Origin of the sequence: Rathayibacter sp. AY1B5 (assembly GCF_002932795.1) — a bacterium.
Taxonomy (GTDB): Bacteria; Actinomycetota; Actinomycetes; order Actinomycetales; family Microbacteriaceae; genus Rathayibacter.
Window position 1 is genome coordinate 27,126 of the sequence record NZ_PSWM01000014.1, and the last position, 15,658, is coordinate 42,783.

The following is a 15,658-nucleotide window of genomic DNA, read 5'->3' on the forward strand; positions in this document are numbered from 1 at the left end:
CTAGGCGCGCGTCGCCTCCGCCGCGTCCGCGATCACCTCGGACACGGACGCCGTCCGCTCCCACACCGCGCGCTGCCGCTCCGCTCCCGTGCCCCGCGCCAGGACCCGTTCGACGCCGCACGCCGCGACCTCGTCGTCGCCCGACTCCGCCAGCGCTCGGCCCGCGTGGTCGAGCAGGCGCGCCAGCACCGCGGAGGCGGGGGCCGGGCAGCCGTCGACCGGATCGATGAGGTCGCCGGTCGTGCCGTGGCGGCTCGCGAGCCAGGAGGAGACGGCGATCACCGGAGTCGGCAGCGGCACGGGCGGGACCCCGGCGCCCGCGTCGCGGACGGCGGTCTCGGCGAGCGCCCGGATCAGGACGGCGATCAGCGCCGAGTCCTCGGCGTGCAGCGGGACGTCGGCGATGCGCACCTCGACGGTCGGGTGCGCCCGCGAGAGGCGGGCGTCGAAGTAGAGCATCCCCTCGTCCAGCAGGACGCCGCAGGAGGTGAGGGAGGCGACGACGCTGCGGTACTGCGCGAGGTCGCCCCAGATCCCGACCGGGCCCGCGGTGGGCCAGCGCCCCCACGACTGGTAGCGCCAGCTGGCGAAGCCGGTGTCGACGCCGGCGCTCAGCGGGGAGTTGGCGCTCAGGGCGAGGAGGGCGGGCAGCCAGCCGCGCAGCCGGTCGAGGACCGCGATGCCCTCCTCCGGCGATCCGATTCCGACATGGACGTGCAGGCCGCAGGTGAACTGCTCGCGGGCGACGAGGCCGAAGCGCTCGGCCATCCGGTCGTAGCGCTCGTCGGCCGAGAGGTGCGGCTCGAACGCGGCGGGGCTGGTCGCCACCGCGACGGCTCGGGCCCCGACCTCGCGGGCGGATTCGTCGGCCAGGCGGCGGCCCTCGCGCAGGCCCGCCAGCAGCGCGTCGTGCGTGCGGGCGGGAGCGCCGACCGCCTCGATCTGCTCCGCCTTGAGCTCGGCGGCCAGGGCGACCGCCGGGGAGCCGCGGACGGAGCCGAGCAGCAGCGGCGCCGCGGGCGTCGGGAGGAACGTGCCGGCGTCGACGAGGAGGTACTCCTCCTCCACCCCGAAGGTGCGGGCGCTCATCGGAGCGCCTTCCGCTCGAGTCCCCCGCCGCAGCCCACCCGGTCATCCCACCGTGCGGGGCGCCCGCCGGGCAACCGTCCCCGGCCGATGTTCAGCCAGTGGCACGGGCGGCGCTCGCGGACGCCCTGCCGCTCGCGCGCTGTCAAGGCCGGGTGCGGCGGGGCGCGGCGCGGGAGGATCGAGGAACACCCAGAACCGGAGGTCCCCGTGCCCGACAGCACTCCCGAGCAGGACGAGTACGACGTCGCCGTCATCGGCGCAGGACCCGCGGGGACGGCCGCCGCCCTCCGTGCCGCGGAACTGGGAGCGCGCGTCGTCGTGCTCGAGGCCGCGCGTGTCGGCGGCACCTGCGTCAACACCGGCTGCGTGCCCACCCGCGTCCTGGCGAAGACGGCGCGGATGATGCGCGAGACCCGCTCGGCCGGCGACTACGGCATCGAGATCGGCACTCCCGTCCTCGACTGGACCGCGACCGTGCGCCACGTGCACGAGCGCGTGGACCTGGTGCGCTCGATCAAGCGCGAGGCGCAGCGGTTCGAGGAGGCGGGGGTCGACCTGATCCACGAGGGCCGCGCCCGCTTCGTCGACGAGAGCACCCTCGTGCTCGACAGCGGGCGGCGGATCCGCGCGCGCTCGATCATGGTCTGCGTCGGCGGGCACTCCCGGCGGCTGCCGATCCCGGGCGCCGAGCTCGCGACCGTGCCGGAGGACGTGCTCGGGCTGACCGGGCTGCCCCGCCGCGTCGCCGTGATCGGCGGCGGCAACACGGGTGCCCAGCTCGTCACGGTCTTCAACGCGTTCGGCTCGGAGGTGACGCTCCTCGACGTCGCCCCGCGGATCCTGATGACCTCCGACTCCAGCATCTCCGAGCACGTCGCGTCCGCCTTCGAGCGCCAGGGCGTCCGCGTCCGCACCGGGATCGAGACGGTGTCGGGCATCGAGCGGCAGGACGACGGCTCGCTCGCGATCACGTGGCGCGAGGGCGGCGAGGACCGCACAGCCGAGGTCGACGTGGTGATCATGGCCACCGGCTGGCCCGCCGACGTCGAGGACCTGGGACTCGAGAACGCGGGCATCGAGGTCGTCCGCTCGGCGATCCCCGCCGACCAGTACTTCCGCACCGTGGTACCGCACATCTTCGCGGTCGGCGACGCGAACGGGCGCGACATGCTCGTGCAGGCGGCGCAGTTCGAGGCGGAGGCCGCCGCCGAGAACGCGGTGCTCGGCGCGAACCGGCGCACGCCCCAGTTCCTCCTGCCCGCCGGCGGATTCACGGACCCGGACTACGCAGGCGTCGGCTTCACGCAGGAGCAGGCCCGCGAGCGCGATCCGCAGTGCGTCGTCGCCTCGGTGCCGTTCTCGAACCTGGACCGCGCCGTCATCGACGACCGCGAGAACGGCTTCCTCACGCTGATCGCCGACCGGCGCCGCGAGCTGCTGCTCGGCGCGCACGCGGTCGGCGAGAACGCGATCGAGGTCGTGCAGTCGGTGACCACGGCGATGGCGGCCGGAGTCGACCTCGCGACCCTCGCGAACGTCCGCTTCGCCTACCCCACCTACAGCGCGGTGATCGGGATGGCGGCGCGCGCGCTGCTGGCCGAGCCTGCGCGGCCGACCGAGCTGGACTGACGCGCTACCCGATCCCGGGAGGCGACGCCAGCCCCGAACCGGCGGCCCGCCGCCTCCGAATAAATGGAGACGGGCACTCCGCCCGCCCCGCCGAGAGGAACCCCTGTGCCGATCCCCGCTGTCGACTACAACCACGTCCGACTCACCGTCCGCGACATCGCCGTCTCGCGCCCGTTCTACGACTCCGTCTTCGGTTTCGACGTCGCCTTCGAGGCGCCGCCGGCCGACGCGTCGCCGGAGGAGAAGGAGCAGCTGGCGTTCGTCTTCGGCGGAGTGATCTACCAGTTCCCGGGCGGACTGCTGGGCCTGCGCCCCGTCGCACCCGGCGACGACCGCTTCGACGAGGACCGGGTCGGACTCGACCACGTCAGCTTCACCGTCCCCGACCTCGACGCACTGAAGGCCGCCGCAGCCGTCCTCGACGGCCTCGGCATCGCGCACGAGCCGATCAAGGACGCCGGCGGCATGAGCCTCCTCGAGTTCCGCGACCCCGACAACATCGCGCTCGAGATCACGTCCCCGAGCTGATCCCGCGCACGAACGGACGGGTCTCGATACGCCGCTCCGCTGCAGACGACCACCAGGCGTCTGCTGATCGAGTAGCGCGCGTATCGAGATCCACCCCCGCTGGGCGCTACCGGGTCCGGCGCCGGCGGTACGGCGTCGTCGTCGACACCCGCACGAGGCCCGCGCGCTCGAGGATGGGCCGCGAGTACTCGGTGGAGTCGCTGTGCACGAGGGTCTTCCCGAGGTCCCGGGCGGAGGCGGCGCGGGCGGCGGTGACCAGGCCGTAGAGCCCGCGTCCGCGGTACTCCGGCAGCGTCGCTCCGCCCCAGATGCCGGCGAAGGCGGTGCCGGGGACGGGCTCGAGCCGGCCGCCGGACGCCATCCGCCCGTCGACCTCGGCGACCCACAGCTCCATGCCGTCGCCGCGCGCCAGGCGGGCGACGAGCGAGTCGGCGATCGACACGTCGACCTCCTCCTCGAAGGCGGCGTCGATCATCGCGCTGAAGTTGCGGACGTCCGGCTCGTCGATGACCCGCCGCAGCACGACCCCCTCCGGGACCGGCCGGTCCGAGAGCAGCGCCTCGACCGGGCCGATCATGATCGACTCGGCCTCGTCGGGCGCGAAGCCGTTCGCGACGAGCGCGTCGTGCAGGCCGGGGGCCTCGTCGTGCCCGCGGGTCTTCCACTCGACGCGGGTGACGCCGGGATCGGCGTCGAAGTGCGCGCAGGCCGCGGCGACCAGGCGGGCGATCTCCTCGGAGGAGGCGCCGCCGAGGTCGCGGTAGGTGACGAATCCGCGTCCGCCGGCGAAGGTCACCAGACGCAGAGGCCCCTCGCGCGTCACGGAGACGGCGCTCGGGGTCTCGGCGTCGGAGCGGAGCTGGTCGTCGTAGGCGCGGAGGTAGTCGGAGCTCATCGCCCCGACGCTACCCCCGGACCCGGGCGATCAGGTCCTGGATGAAGGGGATGACGTCTTTCGCCTGGTCGACGCTGGCGAATCCGGTCGCGATGAGCGGCCAGATCGAGCCGATGAGCGTCGCGATCACGGCGGCCACCGCAGCGATCCAGGCGAGGGCCGCGTTGCGGGAGAGGAACGAGACCGCGAGGCAGGCCAGGCCGACCGCGTAGCTGATGACGATCGAGAGGACGATCGCGCCGACCGGGACGTCGAGCGCCCCGGCCGTGGTCCCGTCGGCCGCGCCGATCAGCCCGAGGACGGGCAGCAGCACGGCGACGACGACCACGAACGAGAGCACGACGCCCGTGGCGAGCGCGATCCAGGCCGCACGCGGCTTGCGTCGCGCGCCGTACGAGCGGGTGCGCACGGGACTACTCCCGACCGGCGGCGGACGACGCGCGGTCGTCCTCGGAGCGGGGGGCGTCCTCGGAGCGGGGGGCGTCCGAGTCGTCGTGGGCGGCCTCGTCGGCCCGGGCGTCGTCGCGGTCGACGTGCTCGGACTCCGCCGGCGCGACCTCGACCGTCGCGGTGCGGGGGTCGCCGGCGTCGTCGACCGGCTCGACCTGGACGCGGACCACGAACTCCGCGGTCTCGACGACGGCCGGGGCGGCGTGCGTCTCGAAGCGGGGGTCGTCCTCGTCGCGCTCGGCGGCGCGCTCGTCGTCGGCCGTCTTCTGGGCGGCTGCGCGCTCGTCGCGCTCGTCGGCCGCGCGGTCCATCGCGTCCGCGGCGTCGTCGGCGGCGTCCGCCAGGCGTCCGCGGGCGGAGTCGACGGCACCGGAGACGGCGTCGCGGGCGTTCCCGACGGCCTCGACGGCGGAGTCGCGGGCGTCGGACGCGGCCCGCTCGGCGGTGTCGACGAGCGGCTCCTTGTCCTCCTCCGGCTTCTCGATCGGATCGAACGGGCCGTGGACGTCGGTCGCCTCGACGTTGACGACGACGTGGCCGCCGGCGACCGGCTCCGCCACGCGCTGCACCTGATCGCGCACGGCGTCCAGGACCTCGCGGACCGGGTGGGGGTACTCGACGACGAGGTCGATGTCGACGGTGGTGACGCCGTCGGCCTTCGAGACCGTCACTCCGGGGACGGTGCTGGTGCCCAGCACGCGGCGGGAGGCGCGGTCGAGGCCGCGGGCGACGGCTCCGCCGAGGTGGTGGACGCCGGACACGCGCTGGGCGCTCTCGCCGGCGGCGGTCGCGACCCGGCTCTCGGTCGTCGCGGGCTCGGACGGCGTCGCGTCCCGGCGGGCGGACTCGCGTCGGCTCTGCTCGTTCGGGGTCGACTGCTCGTCGGTGCGGATGCGCTCGACGGTGCCGGGCTCCATCGGATCGGACATGGGGTGCTCCTTCAGAAAGTCTTCCATCCCGCCTGAGCGGGGCTCTCCGGCCCTCCCGATCGGGAGGGCCGGACGGTGGTGCCGGCGGCTACTGCACGCGGGCGGTGCCGCTCATCTTCGTCCGCAGACCGCTGACGATCTGGATGACGACGGGCGTCTCCTCGCCGAGGAGGGCGTCCCACTGGCGGACGGCCTGGTCGACCGTCTGCCGGGTACGGGCGGGCGAGGCGCCGCGGCGGGTGTGCGCGGTGACGCGCAGCACCTTCTGGTGCTTGATCTCGAACGCGGTCACGTCGACCGCGACGATGGACGGCTCCTGCGACAGAGCCTCCTCGAGGACCTGCTCGGCGACCTTCGCGTCGATGGTGACGGAGCCGCCCGTGGGCGTCCCCGCTCCCTCTCCGGAGCCGACGCGCAGCAGCGTGGAGGTGCGGCCGCGGCCCTGGCGCACGATGAAGCGCACCAGCAGCAGGATGAGGACGAGCGCGACGACCGCGATGACCCAGAGGATCCACGGGGTGCCGCCCGAGAGGGCCTGGCTCGTGGGGTCGGCCGCGTCCTGCGCGGCGGTGGACACGTTCTCCTGGACCTGCGGGAGCAGCGACCCCACCGCGACGGCGCCGCCGGCGAGGAGGAGGACGAGGCCCACGACGAACAGGAGCAGCCGGTTGAGGAATCGGTTCGTGGTGGTCATCAGCGGACCGTTCCCTTCTCGGACAGGCGCACCTTGGAGCGCAGGCGCGGGGTGCAGTCGAACGTGGCGAGCTCGGCGTCGACGGCCTCGCGGATCGGCGTGACGTCGATGCTGCGGCCGGAGGTGCGGGAGACCGTCACGTCGACGACGCGGGATCCGACCGACACCGACACGTTGTCCGGGTCGACGTCACCGGCGTAGCCGGCGGTGCGGGCGACGGCCTGCGCGATGACGCGGTCGTCGACGATCGCCGCGGTGCGGTCCGTGCTGACGGCGCGACGGCCTCGACGGCCGGGCTTGAGCGACACGACGATCAGGACGAGCCCGATCAGCGCGAGAACGGCGCCGGCGGCGGCGGTCAGCGCGATGGGCGCTGCGGCCGCGTTCAGCAGCGAGGACGCTCCGTCCTGGGGGGCCACGAGCAGCGCGGGCTGCCCGAGGACGGCGAGGACCGCCTCCGTGCCCAGCCACGCGAACAGGAGGATGAGCAGCACGGCGAGGACGATCGCCGATCCGGAGCGGGACGAGTGCGTCTCGCGCCGCACCAGGCGCGGGTAGAGCGCCCGGCCGGCAGTGGTGGGAGTCGTCACGACACCCTCCTTCGTTCTCGGAGGTCGGCACCGGTGATCCGGAGGTCGACCCGGCCGATCGTGGAGCCCGTCAGTTCGAGGCAGCGCGAGCGGATGGTCGTCTGCGCCCGGCTGAGTCGGTCCAGCAGCGTCCCGGAGGAGCGGCGGCCCGTCTCGCCCAGGGGCGTGACGTGGATGGGGGCGTGCGCGACGACGTGGAGGCGTCCTCCCTCGTCGTCGAGCTCGACGGAGACGTCGGACGAGTTCACGTCGAGCGCCTCCGCGGTGACGGCCGACACGACTCGGCGCACGGCGCGCGAGCTGATCGTCGTGCGGCCGTGGCTGGCCTCGTCGGCCATCACCGCCGCGGTCACGAGGACCGCCGCCCGCGGAGGGTGTCGCCGAGGGAGCGCAGGTCGAGCTTGCCCTCGACGACCCGCCCGACGCCGTAGCCGATCGCCATGGCGAGGGCGACCCAGAGGAGCGCCCAGAAGCCGAAGACGAGAGCCGTCAGCGCGAGGACCGCGCCGAGGACCAGGCCGATGTGGGACGGAGTCACTTGACGCGGCTCTCGGTCTCGTCGTCCTTGTCGTCCGAGGGGATGAAGACGTCGGAGATGGTGACGTTCACCTCGGCGACCTCCATGCCGACGACCGAGGAGATGGCCTCGGAGACGGCGGAGCGGACGCTGTCGGCGAGCTTCTGCAGCGCGACGGGGTACTCGGCGACGACGGTGATGTCGGCGGCGACCTGCTTCTCGCCGACCTCGACGGAGATGCCCTGGCCGCGGTCCTGCGCGTTGATCGCGTTGCGGATGGCGCCGATGGCGCGGGCGGCGCCGTTGCCCAGGTCGTGCACGCCGGGGACCTCGCGGGCCGCGATGCCGGCGACCTTCTCGACGACGCCGTCGGCGATCGTGTTCTTGCCGGCCGAGGTAGCGGTGCCGTGCTTGGCCGAGGAGGCGTTGGCGAGGCTGGTGGGGGTGACGTTGGTCATGATCTTCTCCAGATGGTCAGAGGTCGTGGCCGGGGGCCGCGGTGCTCACGATCCGTGGCACATGATGAAGACGTGGCCCGGGGCCCGGACGTCCCGGTGGCTCAGCCAAGGTGCAGGAAACGTCGAGCGCGGATGCGTTTCGCGGCCAGCGGGCTGCACAGGCCCCCGCGGAGCACTCGCGGAGCGGCCAGCCGAGTGCACAAGAGGTGGAGCACAAGGGGTTCGCGCGAGACGGGTGAGCGGAGTTCGCGGAGCCGGATTGCTCGGTACTCGCCGCGGGCACGCCGCCGCCAGCTAGAAGGCGCCTCCGCAACCGCCCCCGCGCCAGATTCAAGACGGGAGCGTCTCGAGCACGTAGGGTCTCATGCGAGCAAGGCTCAACAGAGTTGAAATGATGCCGGCACTTCAGAGGAATTCGCGACGAATGAAGCGCGGAGCCGTTCTCGTTACCCTGCTGCTCTCGATCGTGACGGGTTGCTTCGTGCCGACCGCGACAGCTGCCGCGGCCGACGGAAGCACGATCGTCTTCCAGTGGAAGAATACCGAGAAGCGATCCCTGTTCGTCCGGTCAGGGGCTTGGAACGGAAACAAGGGCTTCGGTTGGGTAAAGATCCAGACCAAGCACAACATTCACAAGTTTCAAACGCTCCGCTTCATCTCGAACAACCCAAAAGGTGCGACCTTCCAAGGATCGGATGCTCGCTACGAAGCATACGCCAATAAGAAGGTCTGCGCAGACGGGAAGTGCACCTACACGGACAGCATCCCCGTCAGGCTCGTCATGGCCTGTGAATATGTGTCCAACTACTACGGCGTCGACATCAACGGGACCCTCGGCGTGAAGACGAGCTACTGCATTTCGGACGATCGGTCAGGCGACTGCCCTGATAGGGTGGATCCAGCCTTCGCCGGTACCGTCTTTTCCACCAGTTCGGACAAATACCCTTCGGCGATGACCACCACCGTCGAAATGAGCTATTCGCCTCGAACTCGATTAAGCGACTGAAGGAAGGCAAGGAGAAGCAGGTGACTTCTTCCGACGTCGCCCGGTTCCTCGAGCACTTGCGGGCGCGAGTCGTAGATGTTCGCGATCCGCGCTCTGCAGCCCTCGTGTGGGTACTTGGAGTCGAGGACACGGAGGGTGTTGCAGTCGTCCTCTACCGCGAGAGAGCGGGAGGTCCACTACTCGGGCGCCGCTACCGACTTCCTGAGTACGCGGCTCTGTTCGATATCGGGTCCTCGCCGGAGCGATTGGCCGACATTGCCTTCACCGACGATGTTTCCGACCCCACCGGCGGAGGAGTCGAGGATGCGGCCGCAGAAGAGCGAGCCGGGCTAGAGCCGGGCAGCGGGGTCCAGTGGGTATAAAGAACGAGAGTCATGACGTGACCGACGGACGAAACTGAACCGACACTATGCAAGACGGCTCGTAGGCGGCGGACGATCAGAACCCGATAAGCGTGAGGTGGCACAAGGCATGACGCTGTGCTCTGGTCTTCGCGGCAGACATACCCAGTTGCCGGACAAGAACATTGTATCGGTTGGCTTCGGTAGACGGCTCAGGATTATCTCGCCACGGCGGACGGTGGGGAAGAAGTTGCGAATTGCGAGGAGGTCAAACTCGAAGCCCTCGTGAACGATGACGACGTCGCCGCCGCCAGAATCACCGCCAACGTGATTCCCGGCGGGCACGCGTTCTTACCATCAAAGCGGGCGATTAGTCGCAACCTTCTCACGAAGCCCCGTAGAACGCCCGGGATCGGCTCAGAGCATCGACCGAACATCGGCCGACTCCTCTTTCCGGCCTCAGATCCTCCCGCGGCGGCGACATGAAGAGCCGGTAAACCAACCTTGCGACACTACCGCGCGGCCTCATTCGACGCTTTGAGCAATAACACCAAGAGTGCCCTTCAAGTGTCATCGAGGCAGGCGTGAGCACCGACAACTCCAACGCGTCCCCTCCTACCGACGCCAACACGTCGAGAATTGCGCTGAGTATCGTGTTGCCTACGCGCCGCGGGCGACGCTATCAGCAAAGGGCTACCGCTGAAATGTCGGCAATTAGCTTCCATTACTGTTTTCGCACGGCGCTCTCGACTCGATTACAGCTCCGTCTGCACCATTCATCGATCAGCAGCGGTGACAGAACACTGTCGCGACGGCGGTCATCGAACAGGCCCGGGCGGCGCACTCGCTGAGCGGCCAGCGGAGTACACAGGGTCCGGCGGCAGGCACGACGGCGTGGCCGGGCCGCGTGAGCGCCTCCTCCGACCGACGACGTCTTGGACCCCACCGGCGGAGGAGTCGAGGACGCTGCGACGGACGAGCGTGCCGGGCTGGAGCCGAGCAGCGGGGTCCACTGGGTCTGAACGTCGCCCAGAGTGAGACGCTCTCGACGGAGTGAATGCCTCCTGCCGGGCCGTTCCTGCGTGGAGGCGCGCCGACGCGATGCCCCCACCGGCGCCGGAGAATCCTCGCGCTCCTCGATGAGCGAGAGGACATAAGCTCCCACACGTGGCAGCCGGCGCAGTGATGTACAACTTCGCGATACAGCTGGCTGATGTGGACCGCGGCGTGTACGAGGACATCACTGTGCGAGCCGCTCGGCACCCCTCCGAGACCGACGTGTACATGATGACGCGCGTGCTCGCGTACTGCCTCGAATACGTGGAGGGGATCACCTTCAGCGAGGGGATCTCGTCGACGGCGACCGAGCCGGCGGTGCTGGTCCGCGATCTCACCGGCAGGCTGACCACGTGGATCGAGGTGGGCGCGCCCGATGCCGAGCGACTGCACTTCGGGAGCAGGCTGGCCGACCGCACGACGGTCTACACGCATCGCAACCCGGAGAAGGTGATCGCGGCGTGGTCGGGCAAGCGCGTCCACCAGCTCGAGCAGATCACCGTCCAGAGCTTCGACCAGGGGTTCCTGGATGCCGCGGTCGCGGTACTCGAGCGCCGCAACACGCTGACCGTGTCGGTCGTCGAGGGGCAGCTGTATCTCGAGTTCAACGGCGTGACGTCGAGCAGCGACATCCACGTGCATCAGCCGGGCTGAGCCGGCGCCGAGTGCCACGAGGTCCGTGTCCAGAAGACCGGTCGGAGGACACGATGGAGCATCCTCCGAAACGGTCCCTCGAGAGGCACCCGGAGACGACGAGGGCCCGGCACCGTCCTGGGACGGTCCGGGCTCTCGGGCTCGCAGGGGCTGCGCGTCAGCGGCGCAGCGTGTGGCTCGGCTTCTCGTCGAAGCGCACCTGGTAGGCGCTCGCGAAGCGGCCGAGGTTGCCGAAGCCCCACTCGCGGGCGACCGCGGCGACGGTTGTCGAGCAGGGGTCGCCGGCGATCAGGTCGGAGTGGGCGCGGTCCAGCCGCACGTCGCGCAGGTAGACCGAGGGCGACACTCCGAGGTGCCGCTTCGTCGCCTGCTGCAGGGTGCGGGTGTGCAGACCGGCCGCGCGGGCGGCGTCGGCCGGGGTGATCGGCTCGTGGGCGTGGTGCTGGAGGAAGTCCAGCGCGACCCGGGTCTTGGACGCGGACGGTCGGCGCAGCACGGCCGGCACGTCCCACGCGCGCCACGGGAACAGCAGCAGCAGCACGCGAGCGAGGTCGAGCTCTGCTGTGAAGCGCACCAGCGGTGTGATGGCGGCCGTCGCGAGCGCGGCGGTCGCCTCCGTCACCGCGGCGCGCCAGCGGGCGAGGACTCCCGGGTCGGCCTCGGCCTCGTGGTCGAAGGAGACGGGCTGGCGGGGGCCGGCGTGCGTCTCGGTCGCGACGTCCTCGAGGAACCCGGGGGCGAAGTGGATGAGGTTCTGCCGGTGCGGCTCGAACTCGAGACCGAACTGCCGCTCAGCGGGGAACAGGAACGGGGCCGACAGCGTGCCGGTGCGGGTGAAGGGCGGCAGGTTCAGGCGTCCGCCGCCGGCCCGGAACCAGCCGACGACGTACTCCTTCAGATGCGGGACCCGGCCGGTGAGGGTGCCGGAGCAGTCGGAGGTGCGCAGGGTCACCCGCTCGCTGCCGCGGACGGCGTAGCGGTAGGAGAAGCCGCGCTGCGACGGAGCGACGCGGAACTCGCCTCCGCCGTACGCCTCGGAGTAGACGGCGGACGCGGCGGACGGATCGTCGCCGGAGGCTTCGTAGCGCCGGTCGGCCCGCTCGTCGCCCGCGAACGGGCTGCCGAGGGTGAAGGTCGACTCGCTCATGACGTCCGCCCGGGGCGGCGGCGGAGGGAGCAGTGCATGGGGGACTTCTTCCGGGTTCGGGGTCCGTGCGCTCGGGGGGACGCACGAGGGGTACGGAATCAAGACGTGTCGAGGAGCCGGAATGTCACGAATCCCGTCTCGTGACGTCCCCCATCGGCGGCACTCGCAATCCGGCCAGCGGATTCGGCGGCCCGTTGTCAAGGCTGGTAGTCATGCCGGACGGCGCCCCACACTGAGGGCATCGGCGCGCGGGGACACCGCACGCGGGACCGCGGAGGAGGCGCTCATCGACGACGACCCCCTCCTGAACGCGTCCGACGCGACCCTCGCCGCGCGCGCCGTCGACGGCGACGTGCAGGCGTTCGAGCAGCTCGCCCGCCGCCACGGCGCCCTCATGCGCGTCTACGCCGCGAAGCTCCTCGGCTCCGAGGCGGAGTCCGAGGACGTGGTGCAGGAGGCGTTCCTCACCGGTTGGCGGCGCCTAGCCGATCTCGACAGCCCGGCGCACATCCGCAACTGGCTGATGCGCATCGTCACCCACAAGGCGATCGACCGGATCCGCGTCCGCCGCCGCCACGACGACATCGACGACTGGGATCCGCCCGCGCCGCCCGAGCACTCCCCCGAGCGCATCGTCGAGGCGCGACTCCAGCTGGACGCGGTCTGGGAAGCGCTGGACCGATTGCCTGCTGATCAGCGACGCTGTTGGCTACTCCGCGAGACCGCCGGCTACAGCTACCAGGAGATCGCCGACGCTCTCGAACTCCCCGTCTCGACGGTCCGCGGCCTCCTCGCCCGGGCCCGTCGATTCCTGCTCCACGAATTGGAGGCATGGCGATGACCGACGACGCCGCCGTGCCCGAGGACGACCTCGACGGCCACACGCTCGAGGAGCTGGGCGAGTACCTCGACCGCGGCCGCGAGCCGCGCGACCCCTCGATCGAGAACTCCGCCGCGTGCCGGCTCGCTCTCGCGAACCTCACCCGCCTCACCGAGCTCTCGGCGCGGGCGCTGCGTCAGGAGGCCGACCGCGAGCCCGACCGCGACGAGGTCTGGATCGCCGGCCTGCTCGACGCGATCCGCTCCGAGGTGCGCTCCGGCCGCGACATCCCCGTCCGCCACCCCGACCCGACCCTCCGCCTGGCGCTCACCGAGGCGGCCGTGCGCGGGATGATCCGCCGCGCCGGCGACACGATGGGCGGCGTCATCATGGGCCGCTGCACTCTCGACGGCGACGTCTCGGCTCCCGGCGCCGTGGTGCGGATCGACGTGACCTGCGCTCTCGAGTTCGGCCTGCCGGTCGCCGTGGCCGCCGACCGCCTGCGCGAGCGCATCCGCTACGCCCTGGAGCGCCACACCGAGCTGATCGTCGGCGCGATCGACGTGACCGTCGACGACGTGTACCCCCACCGGGAGGAGCGGGAATGACCGACGACACCGAGCTCTCGCAGCGGCTGACCGCCGAGATCCGCGACATCGAGGGCGTCGCAGGGGTCTACCCGGCGCAGCCGGTGGTCGAGGCCGCGGCCGACGCGCTCGCCGTGAAGCTGGCGCTGCGGCAGCCCGACGTGCTGGTCGACATCGACCGGTCGGAGGGGTTCACCACGGTGAGCGCGCACATCGCCGCGTCCGCCGCACTGCCGGCCCCCGAGACGCTCCGCCTGGTGGGCGAGCGGATGCACGCGCTGCTCGCCGCCGACCCGTCGGTCTCGGGGCCCCTCGCCGTGAACGTGAAGGTGCGCCTCATCGAGGACTCGGGGCGCGCCGAGCACTGAGCGGGCCCGCGCCGTCCCCCTCCCGCGAGATGCCACTTCGGTACGCCTCGTGCGGCGTGTCGCGTACTCAAGTGGCATCTCGCGGCGGAGGTCAGCGCGCCGGACGGGCCCGGTGGTGAGCTTTCGTGCCGGGGATCACCCCGCCTCGAGGGTGGAGGAAGAGCGAGTCCTCCTCACTAGCGTCGAAGTGCACGCAGCTGTGCACCCCGTCGACGCAGAGGACTCGCCATGCCTTCACGACTCCTCCACCGGCCGCGTCTCGCCCTCGCCCTCGCGGCCCTGTGCTTCGGAGTGCTCGCGGCGACGCCCCCGCAGGCGGTCGCCGCCCTCGCGCCGGCGTCCGCGACTCCGGTCGCCTCGTCCGCCGGCCAGGCCGTCACGGCTGCGCCTGCCGACGCCCCGGGCTGGACCACGCTCCTGCGCGACGACTTCACCGGGCCGGCGGGCGCGCCGGTCGGGAGCCAGTGGGAGCACGAGGTCGGCACCTGGGGCACCGGAGCGATCGACCGGACGACCGCGTCGACGGCGAACGTCTTCCTCACGGGCGGCGGCGCTCTGGGCATCCGCGCCCTCCGCGACTCCGCCGGGGCCTGGACGTCCGGGCGGATCGTCACCGCCGACAAGTCGTTCTCGGCGCCGGCGGGCGGACGACTGCTGATGACCGCCTCGATCCAGCTGCCGGACGTCGCGCAGGCCACCGGCTACTGGCCCGCCTTCTGGGCTCTCGGGCGGGACGCGGACGCCGTCATCGACTGGCCCGCGACCGGCGAGTTGGACATGCTCGAGGCCGTCAACGGCACCGCCCAGGTGATCCAGACGCTGCACTGCGGAGTGCCGGACGGCGGCCCCTGCGACGAGCCCGCCGGCCGGACGAGCGGGCTGCTGGACTGCGCGTCCTGCGTGACGGGGTTCCACCGCTACTCCGCGCTGCTCGACCGGACCGCGCCCGGCGACGAGCGCGTGGAGTTCCTCATCGACGGCGTCACCCGGCACGTGGTGCGGGAGTCGGAGGTGGGCGCGGCCGCGTGGCAGGCCGCGGTGCCGAACGACGTGCTGCTGATCCTGAACCTCGCCATCGGGGGCGGGCTGCCCAACGGTGTCTGCGGATGCGACAGCGCGGCCGCTCCGAAGAGCTCCGGCGGGACGATGCTCGTCGACCACGTCGCGGTCTACCGGTCCGACGCGGCGCCGGCTCCGGTCGTCGTCGGGACCGCCGCGGTGGGCGCGACGCTGTCCTCCTCCGCCGGTCGGACGGAACCGCTCGTCCACCGCTGGGCGGCGGGAGGCGTCGACATCGCGGGAGTGACGGGTCCGGATCTCGTGGTCCCCTCCTCCGCGGTCGGCAAGCGGGTGACCGTGACGGTGAGCGCCGCCGACGGCTCCGGCCCGGCGACCTCGCAGCCGACCGCACCGGTCGCCGCCGGCACCCTCGGCGCCGCGACTCCGACCGTCATGGGCACGGCCCGGGTCGGGGCGGTGCTCACGGCCGATCCGGGTCCGTGGACGCCGGCTCCGGTCCACCTCACCTACCGGTGGAAGGCGGACGGCGCGGCGATCGCGGGAGCGACGTCGCCGCGGTTCACGCTCACGAAGGCTCAGGCGGGGAAGCGGATCACGCTGACCGTCACCGGGACGAAGACCGGATACACCACCGCGAGCCGGACCTCCGCCGCGACGGCGGTCGTGGGACGGTGACGGGCGCGGGCTGTCCCCCGCCCGCCACCGTGTCTCAGACCTCGCGCTTGCGGCGAGGAGCGATGCGCAGGACGGCGGTCCCCGCAGCGATGAGGGCGAAGGCCGCGAGGGCCAGCCAGACCGAGTCGAACCCGGTCATGGCGAGCGTTCCGGCACCGACTCCGGCTCCGGCGGCTGTTCCGATGTGGTTGTACATGTCTCTCTC

19 protein-coding genes are annotated in these 15,658 nt (G+C 71.8%); 8 read left to right on the forward strand and 11 right to left on the reverse strand.

Going from position 1 to position 15,658, the window contains the following annotated elements:
* Window positions 1–1,089 (reverse strand): glutamate--cysteine ligase, encoded by a 1,089-nt coding sequence (locus tag C5D44_RS10200; protein WP_104281585.1) that lies wholly within the window; start codon window positions 1,087–1,089, stop codon window positions 1–3.
* A gap of 207 nt (window positions 1,090–1,296) precedes the next feature.
* Between C5D44_RS10200 and C5D44_RS10205 the strand changes: the two genes are divergently transcribed.
* Window positions 1,297–2,718: an NAD(P)/FAD-dependent oxidoreductase gene (locus tag C5D44_RS10205; RefSeq protein WP_258067945.1), complete on the forward strand. Its 1,422-nt coding sequence runs from the start codon at window positions 1,297–1,299 to the stop codon at window positions 2,716–2,718.
* 105 nt (window positions 2,719–2,823) lie between these two features.
* Complete coding sequence (locus C5D44_RS10210) at window positions 2,824–3,246, forward strand: VOC family protein (RefSeq protein WP_258067946.1); 423 nt, start codon at window positions 2,824–2,826, stop codon at window positions 3,244–3,246.
* Between the two features lie 106 nt (window positions 3,247–3,352).
* Here C5D44_RS10210 and C5D44_RS10215 read toward each other — a convergent pair whose 3' ends face one another.
* The 8 genes from C5D44_RS10215 to C5D44_RS10250 form a co-directional block, all read right to left on the reverse strand.
* Window positions 3,353–4,141 carry a GNAT family N-acetyltransferase gene (locus tag C5D44_RS10215; protein ID WP_104281588.1) on the reverse strand — a complete coding sequence of 263 codons (789 nt, stop codon included), beginning with the start codon at window positions 4,139–4,141 and terminating at the stop codon, window positions 3,353–3,355.
* 10 nt (window positions 4,142–4,151) lie between these two features.
* Entirely contained in the window at window positions 4,152–4,550 is a 399-nt protein-coding gene (locus C5D44_RS10220) for a hypothetical protein (RefSeq protein WP_104281589.1), read from the reverse strand.
* A 4-nt stretch (window positions 4,551–4,554) separates the two neighbouring features.
* The gene (locus C5D44_RS10225) at window positions 4,555–5,520 is read right to left on the reverse strand and encodes an Asp23/Gls24 family envelope stress response protein (RefSeq protein ID WP_181118488.1); all 966 of its coding nucleotides are present in this window, start codon (window positions 5,518–5,520) and stop codon (window positions 4,555–4,557) included.
* A gap of 88 nt (window positions 5,521–5,608) precedes the next feature.
* Window positions 5,609–6,214: a hypothetical protein gene (locus C5D44_RS10230; RefSeq protein WP_104238125.1), complete on the reverse strand. Its 606-nt coding sequence runs from the start codon at window positions 6,212–6,214 to the stop codon at window positions 5,609–5,611.
* Entirely contained in the window at window positions 6,214–6,804 is a 591-nt protein-coding gene (locus C5D44_RS10235) for a DUF6286 domain-containing protein (protein ID WP_104225847.1), read from the reverse strand. The genes C5D44_RS10230 and C5D44_RS10235 overlap by 1 nt, the downstream gene beginning before the upstream one ends.
* Entirely contained in the window at window positions 6,801–7,157 is a 357-nt protein-coding gene (locus C5D44_RS10240) for a hypothetical protein (protein ID WP_244230558.1), read from the reverse strand. Before C5D44_RS10240 ends, C5D44_RS10235 begins: the two co-directional genes overlap by 4 nt.
* On the reverse strand, window positions 7,154–7,342 hold the full coding sequence (locus C5D44_RS10245) for a DUF2273 domain-containing protein (protein ID WP_104223990.1): 189 nt from the start codon (window positions 7,340–7,342) through the stop codon (window positions 7,154–7,156). Before C5D44_RS10245 ends, C5D44_RS10240 begins: the two co-directional genes overlap by 4 nt.
* Complete coding sequence (locus tag C5D44_RS10250) at window positions 7,339–7,779, reverse strand: Asp23/Gls24 family envelope stress response protein (protein WP_104275716.1); 441 nt, start codon at window positions 7,777–7,779, stop codon at window positions 7,339–7,341. The genes C5D44_RS10245 and C5D44_RS10250 overlap by 4 nt, the downstream gene beginning before the upstream one ends.
* 424 nt (window positions 7,780–8,203) lie before the next feature.
* On the opposite strand from C5D44_RS10250, the gene C5D44_RS10255 reads away from it, so the two are divergent.
* Entirely contained in the window at window positions 8,204–8,785 is a 582-nt protein-coding gene (locus tag C5D44_RS10255) for a hypothetical protein (RefSeq protein ID WP_104281591.1), read from the forward strand.
* A gap of 1,508 nt (window positions 8,786–10,293) precedes the next feature.
* Window positions 10,294–10,836 (forward strand): YaeQ family protein, encoded by a 543-nt coding sequence (locus C5D44_RS10260; protein ID WP_104281592.1) that lies wholly within the window; start codon window positions 10,294–10,296, stop codon window positions 10,834–10,836.
* 157 nt (window positions 10,837–10,993) lie between these two features.
* On the opposite strand, the gene C5D44_RS10265 is transcribed toward C5D44_RS10260, so the two are convergent.
* Entirely contained in the window at window positions 10,994–11,983 is a 990-nt protein-coding gene (locus tag C5D44_RS10265; protein WP_104281593.1) for a helix-turn-helix transcriptional regulator, read from the reverse strand.
* Between the two features lie 352 nt (window positions 11,984–12,335).
* Between C5D44_RS10265 and C5D44_RS10270 the strand changes: the two genes are divergently transcribed.
* The 4 genes from C5D44_RS10270 to C5D44_RS10285 all read left to right on the forward strand — a co-directional run bounded on the left by C5D44_RS10270 (window position 12,336) and on the right by C5D44_RS10285 (window position 15,453).
* The gene (locus tag C5D44_RS10270; RefSeq protein ID WP_244248147.1) at window positions 12,336–12,824 is read left to right on the forward strand and encodes an RNA polymerase sigma factor; all 489 of its coding nucleotides are present in this window, start codon (window positions 12,336–12,338) and stop codon (window positions 12,822–12,824) included.
* Complete coding sequence (locus C5D44_RS10275) at window positions 12,821–13,411, forward strand: Asp23/Gls24 family envelope stress response protein (protein WP_146082619.1); 591 nt, start codon at window positions 12,821–12,823, stop codon at window positions 13,409–13,411. Before C5D44_RS10270 ends, C5D44_RS10275 begins: the two co-directional genes overlap by 4 nt.
* A complete protein-coding gene (locus tag C5D44_RS10280; RefSeq protein ID WP_104275712.1) occupies window positions 13,408–13,758 on the forward strand; it encodes a hypothetical protein in 351 nt (116 codons plus the stop codon). Before C5D44_RS10275 ends, C5D44_RS10280 begins: the two co-directional genes overlap by 4 nt.
* A 228-nt stretch (window positions 13,759–13,986) precedes the next feature.
* Window positions 13,987–15,453: a family 16 glycosylhydrolase gene (locus C5D44_RS10285; RefSeq protein ID WP_104281594.1), complete on the forward strand. Its 1,467-nt coding sequence runs from the start codon at window positions 13,987–13,989 to the stop codon at window positions 15,451–15,453.
* A gap of 34 nt (window positions 15,454–15,487) precedes the next feature.
* Here C5D44_RS10285 and C5D44_RS18075 read toward each other — a convergent pair whose 3' ends face one another.
* Entirely contained in the window at window positions 15,488–15,649 is a 162-nt protein-coding gene (locus C5D44_RS18075) for a hypothetical protein (protein ID WP_167305255.1), read from the reverse strand.
* Window positions 15,650–15,658 lie beyond the last annotated feature (9 nt).